At 40.1% G+C, this 15,110-nt stretch carries 12 protein-coding genes and 2 rRNA genes; 12 read left to right on the top strand and 2 right to left on the bottom strand.

All coding sequences use genetic code 11. The features are described from left to right. Positions 1-62: 62 nt before the first annotated feature. The 4 genes from CDZ92_RS12150 to CDZ92_RS12135 all read left to right on the top strand — a co-directional run bounded on the left by CDZ92_RS12150 (position 63) and on the right by CDZ92_RS12135 (position 3,171). Positions 63-1,082 carry an ABC transporter ATP-binding protein gene (locus CDZ92_RS12150; RefSeq protein ID WP_096155476.1) on the top strand — a complete coding sequence of 340 codons (1,020 nt, stop codon included), beginning with the start codon at positions 63-65 and terminating at the stop codon, positions 1,080-1,082. 18 nt (positions 1,083-1,100) lie between these two features. Further along, on the top strand, positions 1,101-1,892 hold the full coding sequence (locus CDZ92_RS12145) for an ABC transporter permease (protein ID WP_096155475.1): 792 nt from the start codon (positions 1,101-1,103) through the stop codon (positions 1,890-1,892). Positions 1,893-1,896: 4 nt separating this feature from the next. Further along, positions 1,897-2,682 (top strand): ABC transporter permease, encoded by a 786-nt coding sequence (locus CDZ92_RS12140; protein WP_096155474.1) that lies wholly within the window; start codon positions 1,897-1,899, stop codon positions 2,680-2,682. 66 nt (positions 2,683-2,748) lie between these two features. Beyond that, entirely contained in the window at positions 2,749-3,171 is a 423-nt protein-coding gene (locus CDZ92_RS12135) for a potassium channel family protein (protein ID WP_096155473.1), read from the top strand. 118 nt (positions 3,172-3,289) lie between these two features. Here the strand turns inward: CDZ92_RS12135 and CDZ92_RS12130 are convergent, their stop codons facing one another. Further along, complete coding sequence (locus CDZ92_RS12130) at positions 3,290-3,490, bottom strand: hypothetical protein (protein ID WP_096155472.1); 201 nt, start codon at positions 3,488-3,490, stop codon at positions 3,290-3,292. 132 nt (positions 3,491-3,622) lie between these two features. Between CDZ92_RS12130 and bcp the strand changes: the two genes are divergently transcribed. The 5 genes from bcp to perR all read left to right on the top strand — a co-directional run bounded on the left by bcp (position 3,623) and on the right by perR (position 8,297). After that, positions 3,623-4,090, top strand: a complete 468-nt coding sequence (gene bcp / locus CDZ92_RS12125; protein ID WP_096155471.1) for a thioredoxin-dependent thiol peroxidase — start codon at positions 3,623-3,625, stop codon at positions 4,088-4,090. 376 nt (positions 4,091-4,466) lie between these two features. After that, the gene (locus CDZ92_RS12120; RefSeq protein WP_096155470.1) at positions 4,467-6,020 is read left to right on the top strand and encodes an AbgT family transporter; all 1,554 of its coding nucleotides are present in this window, start codon (positions 4,467-4,469) and stop codon (positions 6,018-6,020) included. A gap of 116 nt (positions 6,021-6,136) precedes the next feature. Continuing rightward, complete coding sequence (locus tag CDZ92_RS12115) at positions 6,137-7,093, top strand: D-2-hydroxyacid dehydrogenase (RefSeq protein ID WP_096155469.1); 957 nt, start codon at positions 6,137-6,139, stop codon at positions 7,091-7,093. A 1-nt stretch (position 7,094) separates the two neighbouring features. Further along, positions 7,095-7,649 (top strand): cob(I)yrinic acid a,c-diamide adenosyltransferase, encoded by a 555-nt coding sequence (locus CDZ92_RS12110; protein ID WP_096155468.1) that lies wholly within the window; start codon positions 7,095-7,097, stop codon positions 7,647-7,649. Positions 7,650-7,862: 213 nt separating this feature from the next. After that, positions 7,863-8,297: a peroxide-responsive transcriptional repressor PerR gene (gene perR, locus CDZ92_RS12105; RefSeq protein ID WP_176483759.1), complete on the top strand. Its 435-nt coding sequence runs from the start codon at positions 7,863-7,865 to the stop codon at positions 8,295-8,297. Positions 8,298-8,316: 19 nt separating this feature from the next. Here perR and CDZ92_RS12100 read toward each other — a convergent pair whose 3' ends face one another. Next, positions 8,317-8,676: a YgzB family protein gene (locus CDZ92_RS12100; RefSeq protein WP_096155466.1), complete on the bottom strand. Its 360-nt coding sequence runs from the start codon at positions 8,674-8,676 to the stop codon at positions 8,317-8,319. A 280-nt stretch (positions 8,677-8,956) separates the two neighbouring features. Here CDZ92_RS12100 and CDZ92_RS12095 point away from each other — a divergent pair, with 280 nt between their 5' ends. From CDZ92_RS12095 to CDZ92_RS12085, 3 genes are all read left to right on the top strand, one after another. After that, positions 8,957-9,823 (top strand): nucleotidyltransferase-like protein, encoded by an 867-nt coding sequence (locus CDZ92_RS12095; RefSeq protein ID WP_096155465.1) that lies wholly within the window; start codon positions 8,957-8,959, stop codon positions 9,821-9,823. Between the two features lie 328 nt (positions 9,824-10,151). Beyond that, positions 10,152-11,752: ribosomal RNA gene (locus CDZ92_RS12090) — 16S ribosomal RNA — on the top strand. Between the two features lie 289 nt (positions 11,753-12,041). Then, a 23S ribosomal RNA gene (locus CDZ92_RS12085) occupies positions 12,042-14,991 on the top strand. The 16S and 23S rRNA genes sit together here, the layout of an rRNA operon. Positions 14,992-15,110 lie beyond the last annotated feature (119 nt).

Genomic DNA, 15,110 nt, shown 5'->3' with positions numbered 1-15,110 from the left:
ACTAGTATATTGTGATGAAAAATGATTACTTTCAGCCAGTAGGTTGTTAGGAGGAAATAGATATGACGAAAAAAGTGATGGAAGTAGAATTATTGCGGAAAGAGTTTAAAGCATATTCTAGTCGCCCTGGATTGAAGGGGGCATTTAGAGATTTATTTACGAGAAACTATAAAGTTCTCCCAGCTGTAAATGATATTTCGTTTGAAGTTCGCCAAGGAGAAATGGTCGGTTATATCGGTGAAAATGGTGCTGGAAAGTCGACGACAATAAAAATGTTGACAGGTATCCTCACTCCAACATCTGGAATGGTACGTGTAAACGGTATGGATCCCCATAAAGAAAGGGAAAGATTTGTGCAGACCATTGGAGTTGTTTTTGGTCAACGTTCTCAACTTTGGTGGGATATTGCCGTTCAAGAATCATTTCGCTTACTTAAAAAAGTATATAAAGTTTCGGATGCGGATTATAACTCCCATATGGACCATGTTATTCGCACATTGGATCTAGGACCTTTATTAGATAAGCCAGTTCGAAAGCTTTCACTTGGTCAACGAATGCGTTGTGAATTAGCAGCAGCACTCATTCATAATCCACCTCTATTGTTTTTAGACGAACCAACAATTGGATTAGACGTGTTAGTTAAGTTGAAAATTCGTCAGTTTTTAAAAGAGATAAATGAAAAATATAAAACTACCATTCTGTTAACTACGCATGATATGGCAGACATTGAAGCACTTTGCGATCGAGTAATCATGTTAGATGAAGGAAAAATAATATATGACGGAGGTTTGCAAGATTTACGAAGAAACTGGGGAGATGGCAAACAGATTCAGTTCCAGTTCAAAGACCCGGTAACGGTCCAAGCACTTCAAATTATGACAAGCTATCTTGATGTGGAGTGGAAAGAAGGAGAAAAACCTAACACGTGGATTGCTTATGTTAGTAAAGAAAGTGACCAAGTTTCAGCTCTAATTAGTAGTGTAGTAGGGAAATATTCCATTACGGACGTAAGCATTCAAGAAATCTCTACAGAAGAGATTATTAGAAACATATACGATAAAGGAATGCTTGTTCATTCGTAGTAAGGAAGGTGAGAAAAGATGGACAAGTATATAGAAATGATACGAATTCGTTTCTTAATGATGCTAGCGTATCGAACGAATTATTATAGTGGAATTTTAATTTATAGTATTAATATTGGTGCTTATTATTTCTTATGGACGGCTATTTATGGCGGAAAAGAAGAAATAGAAGGTTTAAGTGCACTGCAAATGACAACATATGTAGCTGTCGCTTGGATGGCTCGTGCGTTTTATTTTAATAATATTGATCGGGAGATAGCACAAGAGATAAAAGAAGGTAAAGTAGCGGTAGAATTGATTAGGCCGTACAACTACCTTGGAATGAAAACGATGCAAGGATTGGGTGAAGGAATATTTAGGTTAGTATTTTTCTCCCTACCAGGTATGGTCATTGTTGGCTTAATATTCCCGTTGCAATTATCTAGTAACCTATCAACTTGGGGATTTTTCGCTCTCTCGTTAATCTTTAGTTTTATCATTAACACACAGATAAACTTGCTAACTGGTATGATGACGTTTTTCTTATTTAATAATGATGGATTAATTCGTGCAAAACGGGTTGTCATTGATTTATTCTCTGGACTTTTACTACCAATCAGCTTTTATCCATTATGGGCGCAAGATGTTATGGGGTTTTTGCCTTTCCAAGCGATTAGCTATATTCCGAGTATGATTTTTACTGGTGGTTTTGAAGGTTCTGAGATGTGGAATGCGATTTTCTTACAAGCTGTTTGGGCGATTATCTTAATCTTGCCAATACAAATGCTTTGGAGATTAGCGAAAAAACAGTTGATCGTGCAAGGAGGGTGAGAAAGTGTTTTATGTATCTATGTTTTTTCAATATATAGGGCAATACACAAAAACAAGGTTTCAGTATAGAGCGGACCTTGTAGTAGAACTCTTTTCTGACTTGCTCTTTCAAGCAGTAAACTTAGTATTTATATTAGTTGTGTTCGGCCATACTCAATTACTTGGAGGGTGGAGTAGGGAAGAAATCATTTTTATCTATGGTTTTTTCTTAGTTCCTTACGCTTTATTTTCGGCATTTTTTAATATATGGGATTTTAATGAGAGGTACATTGTAAGGGGAGAAATGGACCGTATTTTAACTAGGCCCATCCATAGTCTCTTTCAAGTTATTTTAGAGCGAATGGAATTAGAGTCTTTATTTGGAGCTATAACTGGGATAGCGATTATGTTTTATGCGGGGAGTATTTTAGGTCTTTCTTTTGCTTGGTATGATATTTTTATTTTCTTCTTGTTCGTTATTGGTGGAACTTTAGTTTACGCTGGGATTTTTGTTATGTTAGCTAGCATAGGATTTTGGTCTGATGCGAGAACATCTATCATGCCAATGATGTACAATATCGGAAATTATGGGCGTTATCCGGTAGACATATATAATCGAGTGATTCGTTATGTGTTAACGTGGATTTTACCTTTTGCATTTGTAGGGGTGTATCCTTCTGCCTATTTTCTTGGTAGATCAGAATGGTATTCATATGCATTCTTAACACCAGTAGTTGGGACTGTATTTTTTATCTTATCTGTTTTAATCTGGAACAAAGGAGTTACAAAATATCGTGGTGCAGGAAACTAGTCATATGTCATCTTAGACGGGCGTATATTTTATTGATAAGCATGTCCGATAGTAAGGAAGTGGCATATGGTGTTGTGGGTTGTGTTATTTGGCATCATTATTTTATCTATTGTAATGAGTTTAGTTCATATGTTTTCACCTAGAGATAAAAAGAAGAGTGTGCTGTTTATATCAAAAGAGACGTTAATTTTATTATTACTTGTGTATGCGACGTTAGTTGTTTCTTTTGGATTAATTTATAGTATCCTTCATATGAACAGCTTTCCTATTTTAATTGAAGGGGGAAAAGTGATCTCTGCAGAGTTCCCAAGTGTTGTCCTTTCTTCTATATACTTTAGTGCAGTGACAATGTTAACGGTCGGATATGGAGATATAACCCCAATAGGAATTGGAAGAGCCATTGCGTCCTTTCAAGCTTTAATAGGATATATCATGCCAGCAGCGTTTGTTGTGAGGATTGTGTTAGATATGGAACACCGAGAAGAGTAGACGGGAGTTATATAAAATATTATGGGGCATTCCAACAGTCGACGACGACATTTCGGATGCCCTTTTTACATTTTTACACCTATATTAATACCTCTTTTTGTCTTTGAATGATTAAAAACTACAAATTCTCATTTTGCTGTTTAATTTCCCCTTCATTTAAGAAATTGTTCGTCGCTTCTAAAGCTTTATGTTCATTCACTGAATCAGGATATTTATTCTCCATGCTCTCCAATGGCTGAGTAGCGCTTTCTCTCGCTATTGCACTTATGTTAGGTTCTTTAGGTTGTGTAACAGGTTGACGGTGTTCTTCGTTTCGCATCCTATTCGCCTCCAGTTATAATTTCCCCTAGTTTAAGCAAAAACTAGTTCTAGCATGCAACCTTTTAATTTGAATTGTCCTAACGCATACGATACCCTTATACATAACAAGATTTTATAGGAGGAATAAACGATGACAATTGAAATTGGAAATAAAGCACCTGATTTTGAACTACAAACCGAAAAAGGTGAAAGTGTAAAACTGTCTGATTATAAAGGGAAAAACGTTGTATTATACTTTTATCCAAAAGACATGACACCTGGATGTACGACACAGGCATGCGACTTCCGTGATAATCATGAAGATTTCTCCGAACTAGATACAGTGATTTTAGGAGTAAGTCCAGACCCAATGGATAAACACCAAAAGTTTATTGAAAAACACGGCTTACCATTTTCTTTATTAGTGGATGAAGATCATAAAGTAGCAGAACTATACGATGTTTGGAAACTAAAAAAGAACTTCGGGAAAGAATATATGGGCATCGAAAGATCCACGTTTATTATTAATAAAGATGGCGAGCTTGTGAAAGAATGGAGAAAAGTACGAGTCAAGGATCATGTAGAAGAAGCACTTCAGTTTATAAAAGAGAATTTATAGTTGCCTATTTTTCAAAAATGAGGTCAAACGTCTAAAACAAATATAGACAATCGGGAGTACTTTATAGTGTAGGGCATACCTCCTCGAAAGTTATTTTAAGTGCAAGCACACAAGCTTGCACTCTTTTTGTGTTTTCATTTCTTTAGAAACTATTGTGCGCATAACTAAATTTACTTAAAAGAATAAGTTTGGGTAAACCCTTGTGTGGAAAGCCTTCTATGTACTATTAACAAAAAAGGGTTAATTTTTCGAAAAAAAGACCAATTCTGTATTTTAACAGACCCCTTCCACGAGAAACTGTTATACATTATACTGAAAACTGGTTTTTTAAATATATTTTTTGAAAATTGGAGAGATTGAGAAAGGGGTAAACCTAATGGATACAACGCAGAATAAGAAGCGTGGTATATTAATGCGTTCTTTAGATGGTATCGAACGTGTTGGTAACAAGCTTCCACATCCCGTTACGTTGTTTGCAATTTTTGCACTATTAGTAATTATTTTATCAGGAGTATTCGCAAAACTGGGTGTGCAAGTGGAAGACCCAATTAATGAAGGTGAAATGCTTCAAGTTAAAAGCTTAATGAGTAAAGAAGGTATACAATATATCTTTGAAAGTGCTGTAAAGAACTTCACAGGATTTGCTCCACTAGGAACAGTACTTGTAACGATGATCGGTATTGGTATCGCTGAGCGTTCTGGCTTAATAAGTGCCGCGTTACGTGGCTTAGTAACCTCTGTACCAAAGCAGTTAATGACAGCTGCTCTAGTATTTGGTGGTATTATGTCAAGTATGGCTGCCGATGCTGGTTATGTAGTATTAGTACCACTTGGTGCTGTATTATTTGCAGGACTTGGTCGTCATCCTTTAGCTGGACTAGCTGCAGCTTTTGCTGGTGTATCAGCTGGATTCAGTGCTAACCTTTTACTAACATCATTAGATCCACTACTAGGTGGGCTAACCATCCAAGCCGCTGAAACGGTTAACCCAGAATATGCTGCTGGAATGAACTACATGATGAACTATTATTTCATGGTAGCTTCCGTATTTGTTTTAACAATAGTGGGTACATTCGTTACAGATAGAATCGTTGAACCACGTTTAGGTACGTACAAAGGTTCATTTAATGAACACGAAGTAAGTTACTTAAAACCTGAAGAGAAAAAAGGTTTATGGGCTGCTTTATTTGCATTCATTGGCACAATTGCTGTATTAGCGTTATTAGTAGTTCCTTCATGGGGACCATTACGTGGAGAAGGTACAATTTTAGAAGCTCCATTCTTCCAAACGTTAGTACCGATTATTTTAATAATGTTCTTCGTACCTGGTTTAGTTTATGGAATTATCACTAAGTCCATTAAGAGCGACAAAGACGTTGCGAACCAAATGTCAGAAACAATGGCTACTATGGGTGCGTACATCGTATTAGCATTCGTAGCTGGTCAGTTCGTTGCTTACTTTAATGAAACAAAACTAGGAACAGTTATGGCTGTTAATGGCGCGGAATTTATTCAAGGTGTAGGTTTCCAAGGCGAAAATATGTTTAGTAGCATTATGCTAATCTTAGTCTTTATTGTCGTAGCTGGTTTTATCAACTTATTCATCGGTAGTGCGTCTGCGAAGTGGGCTATTATGGCACCTGTTTTCGTACCAATGATGATGAACTTAGGATACTCACCTGAATTAACACAGTTAGCTTACCGTCTAGCTGATTCTACAACAAACGTAATTTCACCGTTAATGCCATACTTTGCTATCGTAATTGCCTTTGCGCAAAAGTACGATAAAAAAGTAGGTATCGGTACATTAATTTCTACAATGCTTCCATATTCGATCTTCTTCTCGATTGTATGGATGGTAATGTTGATTGTATGGATGTTGACGGGGGTTCCACTAGGACCTGGTGCACCGATAAACTATCCTGGTTAATAAATTTATTAAAAAACCGCCCGCTTGTTTTTGGACAGGTAGGCGGTTTTTTTTATATGATGTTATAAACAAACGTATAAAAATGAAGAACGAAACATCGCAAAGGGGATGAGGTAGTGTTAGTTGTTTCCACCTTTTTAATAAGAGAAGAAAAGTTACTAGAAGATTTGAAGAACGATTTTCCGAATGTTACATTTGAGTTTTATAAATCAATAAAAGAAGTACCTGCAACTTCTATGTCAACAGCTGAAGTCATTCTTACTTATGGAACAGACTTAACTTCCGAGGATATTTCTACAGCAAGCAAACTAAAATGGATTATGGTTGCATCCGCTGGAGTGGAAAAATTACCGTTCGCTGAAATAAAAGAAAGAAATATATTAGTAACAAATGCAAAAGGTATTCATGGCGTACCGATGGCTGAATATACACTAGCAATGATCTTACAAGTGACTAGGTCAGTTAAAACGTTAATAAAGTATGAGATGGAAGAGGAATGGAATAGAAAGGTTCCTACAACAGAACTAAGTGGGAAAACAATAACGATTATAGGTGCAGGTGCGATAGGAACTGAAATTGCCAAACTTGCACAAGCTTTTAATATAAATACGATTGGGGTAAATAGAAGTGGTAAGCCAGTAGACTATTTCGACGAAATATATAAAATGTCACACTTGGAAGAAGCGTTACAAAAGGGTGATTTTATTGTTTCTGTTTTACCAAGTACAAACGAAACGAAGTACATTATAGATAAACATCATTTTAATATAATGAAAGAAAGTGCAATATTTATTAATATTGGAAGAGGAGATTTAGTTAAAGAAGATATATTAATACAGTCACTAACTAAAAACGAAATATTTCATGCTGTATTAGATGTCTTTGAAACCGAACCACTTCCAAAAGGTCATCCCCTTTGGAAAATGGATAATGTGACGGTAACACCTCATATATCAAGTATCACACAAAATTACCAACCAAGAGCGCTGAATATTTTTGCTAACAATTTAAAATGTTACTTAAAACAAGACGATAATTATATAAATCGTATTGATGTCGAGAGGGGATATTAAGATGAAGATATACACTAGAACAGGAGATAAAGGTCAAACTTCTTTAGTATATGGTCAGAGAGTGAACAAAAATGACCAACGAGTAGAAGCTTACGGTACATGTGATGAAGCCAATTCAATGATAGGATTAGCTATCTCCTATTTAGATGAAGAAAACTTTGAAAAAAAAGAATTGCTTGTTCAGTGTTTATTAAAAATACAAACCATTCTATTCCATGTTGGAGCAGAATTAGCAACACCACAAGGTAAAGAAGTGAAGTGGAAATTAACGGATGATCATATTAAAGAATTAGAAAGTGAAATGGATACATTAAGTGAGGTATTACCACCATTAAAAAACTTCATTCTTCCTGGTGGATCCAAAAGTGGAGCTACTCTTCATTGTGCAAGGACGATTGTCAGAAGAGCTGAAAGAAGTGCAGTAAGCATTCATGATGGTATTTCCCCTAACGTCTTATCTTACTTGAATAGGTTGTCAGACTATTTATTTGTTGCGGGTAGGTACGTAAATGCTCAAGTAAAAAAAGCGGAACCTGAATTGCGTCCTGAGGTTTGATTGTTTTGATTAAAACATAGAGTAAAGTAGGTTATAAATGCGTTTTAATGAAGGCGAAATGAGTTTCGGATTGCTAAACATTCTGTTTGGTAATACAAGATGAAACGCACTTTAACAACACGTAAAAAAATTGACAAAAATATTAATAACATAGTAGACTATTTATAAATATTATAAAGTAAGAAATCTTATAGAAAAGTGAGGTGCATGGCGGTGGCAAACGAACAATTGAAAGAAGCGCTTGAAACGTTGAAACAAACTGGAGTTCGCATAACTCCACAACGTCATGCGATATTAGATTATTTAATTCAATCTATGTCACACCCTACAGCTGACGATATATATAAAGCACTTGAAGGTAAATTTCCTAACATGAGTGTTGCAACTGTGTATAATAACTTGCGAGTTTTCAAAGAAGTAGGACTTGTAAAAGAATTAACATATGGAGATAATTCAAGTCGTTTTGATTATGTTACAACAGATCATTATCACCTTATTTGTGATAGTTGTGGTAAGATAGTCGATTTTCACTATCCTGGTTTAGATGAAGTAGAGGCATTAGCTGCTCACGTAACTGGATTTAAAGTTAGTCGTCATCGTATGGAGATATATGGGATTTGTCCGGAGTGCGACAAAGGTGCGCATTAAAAAGGATGGAAGGTATCTATTACCTGCCATCCTTCTTTTTTTGATTATATTTTTCGTCAAACTCTTTTCCTTCAAGACTAGGGTCAAGTGTAAGTGTTTCATTACAGTACATACACATATCAACTCTACCTAAAACTTTCGTTGGTTTACCACATGTTGGACAAACAACCTGAACGGCTTTTGTCGATAGCATTCCAATCCAAAAATAAACAACCGTACTAGCAACAATAGCCAATAAACCAAGTAACATAAAAATTGTCATTACTAACATGTTACTTTGAAAGAAAATGCCAATGTACATAATGAAGAAACCTATAAAGATTAATGATAAAGCAAAAGTTCTAATCTTATTTATTTTACTTGAATATTTGCGAGCCAAGATAATCCCTCCTAATTTGATATAATATCATAAAAAAATAAAAATGGCTTAAGAAACAAATCTATATTAAAATAATTGAGTACATAATGAAAACGTATAACTAATAAAAGAATATTCCATTTAAACTTAGATAGTAATCTACTACTATTATATATTACTATTTTTATTCGTTTTAATTAACCGAACCGAAATAATGGAATAAATTCAAATGAAAAAAAGGTTTCAATAGAATTGTGTCGAATAAAATCGTATAAACTGTTTTCTTGGAGTGATAAATAAAATGGAAGATCTTCTTCGTCCAATATACCAAGAGCGTGCAAGTCAATCTAACACACTTGGAATATTAATGATAGAGAAAAGAAATCCGATAAGTCCTAATACTGATAAATTTGATGTTATCCTACTGATGATTGTAAAGGAGTTAGAAGACTCCTTATTTGTAAAACATTATGAGCTTCAAGACAAAAAAGCGGCTCTCTTCATAGTAGAAGAATCAAAGCTAAACGAATGGGTCATGCTAGGTACGAATCGTAGAATAATTGATTGGTTAACAAATGGTAAAGTGTTGTTTGATCGTAATGAATTTATTTATAACCTTAGAGAAAGATTAGATGAGTTTCCAATTGAAGAAAGAAAAATGAAGATTGGTTTAGAGTTTGCTAAACTAATTAGAAGATACTTAGAAGGTAAAGACTTCTTTGATTCAAAGCATTCACTAGATGCTTACAATCACATTGTTCATTCTTTGCATCATTTAGCTAGACTTTCTGTTATTGAACATGGCTTCCACCCTGAACTAACAGTATGGAATCAAGTCAAACAAATTGAGCCGCAAATTTATAAGTTATATCAAGAATTAATAGAAGGTAATGAATCAATAGACAAACGAATAGAGTTATTATTTTTAGCGAGTGAATTCTTAATCCATACAAGAACACAAATAGGCGCACAACATATGATAGAGATTTTGAAAACAAAAACTGACGTATGGTCTTATAATGATATGATTCACCATCCAGAGCTATCCAAATACTCAGTGGATTTGAGTGTGATGCTTGAGTACCTAGTAGAGAAAAAGATGATTCAAGTTGCAAAAATAGAAACAAAAGGTACAGGAGTATATCATAGAAGATATACAGTGATATAGAAGTTTTATATGGATAGAGATTAATCAAACTCTATCCATAAAAAAACTTTAAAAATTATTTCAGAAAAGTTATTGACTCTTTTTTTTGTCCATGATATATTAATAAACGTCGCTGAGATACGAGTTATCGAAAGTGAATAGAAAGAAAAAAACATGTTGACGAAAAATGATCAGTGTGTTATATTAATAAAGTCGCTTCTGAGCGATTAGTTAAAAAATGTTCTTTGAAAACTAAACAAAACAACAGCGTGTAAGTTAATCTTTAAGATTAACAATAAACAATTAATTTGACATTAGTCAGCAACAAAATGAGCATAAGCTCAAACACTCTTCGGAGAGTTTGATCCTGGCTCAGGACGAACGCTGGCGGCGTGCCTAATACATGCAAGTCGAGCGAATCTGATAAAAGCTTGCTTTTGTCAGATTAGCGGCGGACGGGTGAGTAACACGTGGGCAACCTGCCTGTAAGACTGGGATAACTTCGGGAAACCGGAGCTAATACCGGATAATATAAAGAACCTCCTGGTTCTTTATTGAAAGATGGTTTCGGCTATCACTTACAGATGGGCCCGCGGCGCATTAGCTAGTTGGTGAGGTAACGGCTCACCAAGGCAACGATGCGTAGCCGACCTGAGAGGGTGATCGGCCACACTGGGACTGAGACACGGCCCAGACTCCTACGGGAGGCAGCAGTAGGGAATCTTCCACAATGGACGAAAGTCTGATGGAGCAACGCCGCGTGAGCGATGAAGGCCTTCGGGTCGTAAAGCTCTGTTGTTAGGGAAGAACAAGTACCGGAGTAACTGCCGGTACCTTGACGGTACCTAACCAGAAAGCCACGGCTAACTACGTGCCAGCAGCCGCGGTAATACGTAGGTGGCAAGCGTTGTCCGGAATTATTGGGCGTAAAGCGCGCGCAGGCGGTTTCTTAAGTCTGATGTGAAAGCCCACGGCTCAACCGTGGAGGGTCATTGGAAACTGGGAAACTTGAGTGCAGAAGAGGAAAGTGGAATTCCACGTGTAGCGGTGAAATGCGTAGAGATGTGGAGGAACACCAGTGGCGAAGGCGACTTTCTGGTCTGTAACTGACGCTGAGGCGCGAAAGCGTGGGGAGCAAACAGGATTAGATACCCTGGTAGTCCACGCCGTAAACGATGAGTGCTAAGTGTTAGGGGGTTTCCGCCCCTTAGTGCTGCAGCTAACGCATTAAGCACTCCGCCTGGGGAGTACGGTCGCAAGACTGAAACTCAAAGGAATTGACGGGGGCCCGCACAAGCGGTGGAGCATGTGGTTTAATTCGAAGCAACGCGAAGAACCTTACCAGGTCTTGACATCCTTTTGCCTTCCCTAGAGATAGGGCGTTCCCCTTCGGGGGACAAAAGTGACAGGTGGTGCATGGTTGTCGTCAGCTCGTGTCGTGAGATGTTGGGTTAAGTCCCGCAACGAGCGCAACCCTTGATCTTAGTTGCCAGCATTAAGTTGGGCACTCTAAGATGACTGCCGGTGACAAACCGGAGGAAGGTGGGGATGACGTCAAATCATCATGCCCCTTATGACCTGGGCTACACACGTGCTACAATGGACGGTACAAAGGGCAGCAAAACCGCGAGGTCGAGCCAATCCCATAAAACCGTTCTCAGTTCGGATTGTAGGCTGCAACTCGCCTACATGAAGCTGGAATCGCTAGTAATCGCGGATCAGCATGCCGCGGTGAATACGTTCCCGGGCCTTGTACACACCGCCCGTCACACCACGAGAGTTTGTAACACCCGAAGTCGGTGGGGTAACCTGGGCACAACTTAGCCTCTTATAATTATGATAGGAAGTTAAGTTGTGCCTAGGAGCCAGCCGCCTAAGGTGGGACAGATGATTGGGGTGAAGTCGTAACAAGGTAGCCGTATCGGAAGGTGCGGCTGGATCACCTCCTTTCTAAGGAATAATACGCTTGTTGTTTTGTTTAGTTTTGAGAGAGCATTCCTCTTTCAAACTTTGAGATAGGTTTGAAGCGAGCAGGTCGAGGAAGCGACTGAGTGAGCACCGGAGTTTACTTAAGGGTAAATGAGGATGTGAACGAAGGAGCTGACGAAGAGATGCGAAGCTTAAAAGCTATCGAAAAATGTTCTTTGAAAACTAGATAACATAAGTAATGTCAAGATACATCAAAAGTATCGTTCATCTTAGTGAATTTTCTTTATTAGATATCTATTCGCGATATCGAGGTTAAGTTATTAAGGGCGCACGGTGGATGCCTTGGCACTAGGAGCCGATGAAGGACGGGACTAACACCGATATGCTTTGGGGAGCTGTAAGTGAGCTTTGATCCAGAGATTTCCGAATGGGGAAACCCACTACTCGTAATGGAGTAGTATCTTTACCTGAATACATAGGGTAATGAAGGCAGACCCGGGGAACTGAAACATCTAAGTACCCGGAGGAAGAGAAAGCAAACGCGATTTCCTGAGTAGCGGCGAGCGAAACGGAATTAGCCCAAACCAAGAGGCTTGCCTCTTGGGGTTGTAGGACACTCAACATGGAGTTACAAAGGAACGGGGTAAATGAAGCGACCTGGAAAGGTCAGCCGTAGAAGGTAAAAGCCCTGTAGTTGAAACTTCGTTCCCTCCTGAGTGGATCCTGAGTACGGCGGGACACGAGAAATCCCGTCGGAAGCAGGGAGGACCATCTCCCAAGGCTAAATACTCCCTAGTGACCGATAGTGAACCAGTACCGTGAGGGAAAGGTGAAAAGCACCCCGGAAGGGGAGTGAAAAGATCCTGAAACCGTGTGCCTACAAGTAGTTAGAGCCCTATGTTTTTTCTTCGGAAAAAACCCGGGTGATAGCGTGCCTTTTGTAGAATGAACCGGCGAGTTACGATCCCGTGCAAGGTTAAGTCGATGAGACGGAGCCGTAGCGAAAGCGAGTCTGAATAGGGCGAATGAGTACGTGGTCGTAGACCCGAAACCAGGTGATCTACCCATGTCCAGGGTGAAGTTCAGGTAACACTGAATGGAGGCCCGAACCCACGCACGTTGAAAAGTGCGGGGATGAGGTGTGGGTAGGGGTGAAATGCCAATCGAACCTGGAGATAGCTGGTTCTCTCCGAAATAGCTTTAGGGCTAGCCTCATGTGTTAGAGTCTTGGAGGTAGAGCACTGATTGGACTAGGGGCCCTCATCGGGTTACCGAATTCAGTCAAACTCCGAATGCCAAAGACTTATCCATGGGAGTCAGACTGCGAGTGATAAGATCCGTAGTCAAGAGGGAAACAGCCCAGACCGCCAGCTAAGGTCCCAAAGTATACGTTAAGTGGAAAAGGATGTGGAGTTGCTTAGACAACCAGGATGTTGGCTTAGAAGCAGCCACCATTTAAAGAGTGCGTAATAGCTCACTGGTCGAGTGACTCTGCGCCGAAAATGTACCGGGGCTAAACGTATCACCGAAGCTGCGGACTGTTCTTACGAACAGTGGTAGGAGAGCGTTCTAAGGGCGTTGAAGCTAGACCGTAAGGACTGGTGGAGCGCTTAGAAGTGAGAATGCCGGTATGAGTAGCGAAAGATGGGTGAGAATCCCATCCACCGAATGCCTAAGGTTTCCTGAGGAAGGCTCGTCCGCTCAGGGTTAGTCAGGACCTAAGCCGAGGCCGAAAGGCGTAGGCGATGGATAACAGGTTGATATTCCTGTACCACCTTCACTCCGTTTGAGCAATGGGGGGACGCAGGAGGATAGGGTAAGCGCGCTGTTGGATATGCGCGTCCAAGCAGTAAGGCTGAGAAGTAGGCAAATCCGCTTCTCATAAAGGCTGAGCTGTGATGGCGAGGGAAATTTAGTACCGAAGTTCCTGATTTCACACTGCCAAGAAAAGCCTCTAGCGAGGAGAATGGTGCCTGTACCGCAAACCGACACAGGTAGGCGAGGAGAGAATCCTAAGGTGAGCGAGAGAACTCTGGTTAAGGAACTCGGCAAAATGACCCCGTAACTTCGGGAGAAGGGGTGCTCTGTTAGGGTGTTAAAGCCCGAGAGAGCCGCAGTGAATAGGCCCAGGCGACTGTTTAGCAAAAACACAGGTCTCTGCGAAGCCGCAAGGCGAAGTATAGGGGCTGACGCCTGCCCGGTGCTGGAAGGTTAAGGGGAGAGGTTAGCGCAAGCGAAGCTTTGAACCGAAGCCCCAGTAAACGGCGGCCGTAACTATAACGGTCCTAAGGTAGCGAAATTCCTTGTCGGGTAAGTTCCGACCCGCACGAAAGGCGTAACGATCTGGGCACTGTCTCAACCAGAGACTCGGTGAAATTATAGTACCTGTGAAGATGCAGGTTACCCGCGACAGGACGGAAAGACCCCGTGGAGCTTTACTGTAGCCTGATATTGAATTTTGGTACAGCTTGTACAGGATAGGTAGGAGCCTGAGAAGCCGGAGCGCTAGCTTCGGTGGAGGCGTCGGTGGGATACTACCCTGGCTGTATTGAAATTCTAACCCGCACCCCTAATCGGGGTGGGAGACAGTGTCAGGTGGGCAGTTTGACTGGGGCGGTCGCCTCCTAAAGAGTAACGGAGGCGCCCAAAGGTTCCCTCAGAATGGTTGGAAATCATTCGTAGAGTGTAAAGGCACAAGGGAGCTTGACTGCGAGACCTACAAGTCGAGCAGGGACGAAAGTCGGGCTTAGTGATCCGGTGGTTCCGCATGGAAGGGCCATCGCTCAACGGATAAAAGCTACCCCGGGGATAACAGGCTTATCTCCCCCAAGAGTCCACATCGACGGGGAGGTTTGGCACCTCGATGTCGGCTCATCGCATCCTGGGGCTGTAGTCGGTCCCAAGGGTTGGGCTGTTCGCCCATTAAAGCGGTACGCGAGCTGGGTTCAGAACGTCGTGAGACAGTTCGGTCCCTATCCGTCGTGGGCGCAGGAAATTTGAGAGGAGCTGTCCTTAGTACGAGAGGACCGGGATGGACGCACCGCTGGTGTACCAGTTGTCTTGCCAAAGGCATAGCTGGGTAGCTACGTGCGGACGGGATAAGTGCTGAAAGCATCTAAGCATGAAGCCCCCCTCAAGATGAGATTTCCTTTAGCGCAAGCTAGTAAGATCCCTGAAAGATGATCAGGTAGATAGGTTCGAGGTGGAAGCGTGGCGACACGTGTAGCTGACGAATACTAATAGATCGAGGACTTAACCAAATTAGAACGATACAATCACTTTCTTGATATGAAAATATGTTATCTAGTTTTGAAGGAATATAAAAAAAGTGTGAAAAAACACTTGATTTTCTTCAAAGATATATTATAATAATATTTGT

The sequence above is a fragment of the Bacillus sp. FJAT-45066 genome (assembly GCF_002335755.1).
Taxonomy (GTDB): domain Bacteria; phylum Bacillota; class Bacilli; order Bacillales; family Bacillaceae_I; genus Bacillus_CD; species Bacillus_CD alkalisoli.
Note: the sequence above shows the minus strand (reverse complement) of the source record. Positions and strands in the feature narration are given on the sequence as shown.

Bases quoted from the DNA above. Each gene is read 5' to 3' on its own strand.
- CDZ92_RS12145 (WP_096155475.1), top strand. From the start codon at position 1,101: ATGGACAAGTATATAGAAATGATACGAATTCGTTTCTTAATGATGCTA.
- CDZ92_RS12095 (WP_096155465.1), top strand. From the start codon at position 8,957: ATGGAAGATCTTCTTCGTCCAATATACCAAGAGCGTGCAAGTCAATCT.
- CDZ92_RS12135 (WP_096155473.1), top strand. From the start codon at position 2,749: ATGGTGTTGTGGGTTGTGTTATTTGGCATCATTATTTTATCTATTGTA.
- bcp (WP_096155471.1), top strand. From the start codon at position 3,623: ATGACAATTGAAATTGGAAATAAAGCACCTGATTTTGAACTACAAACC.
- CDZ92_RS12110 (WP_096155468.1), top strand. From the start codon at position 7,095: ATGAAGATATACACTAGAACAGGAGATAAAGGTCAAACTTCTTTAGTA.
- CDZ92_RS12120 (WP_096155470.1), top strand. From the start codon at position 4,467: ATGGATACAACGCAGAATAAGAAGCGTGGTATATTAATGCGTTCTTTA.
- CDZ92_RS12150 (WP_096155476.1), top strand. From the start codon at position 63: ATGACGAAAAAAGTGATGGAAGTAGAATTATTGCGGAAAGAGTTTAAA.
- CDZ92_RS12130 (WP_096155472.1), bottom strand. From the start codon at position 3,490: ATGCGAAACGAAGAACACCGTCAACCTGTTACACAACCTAAAGAACCT.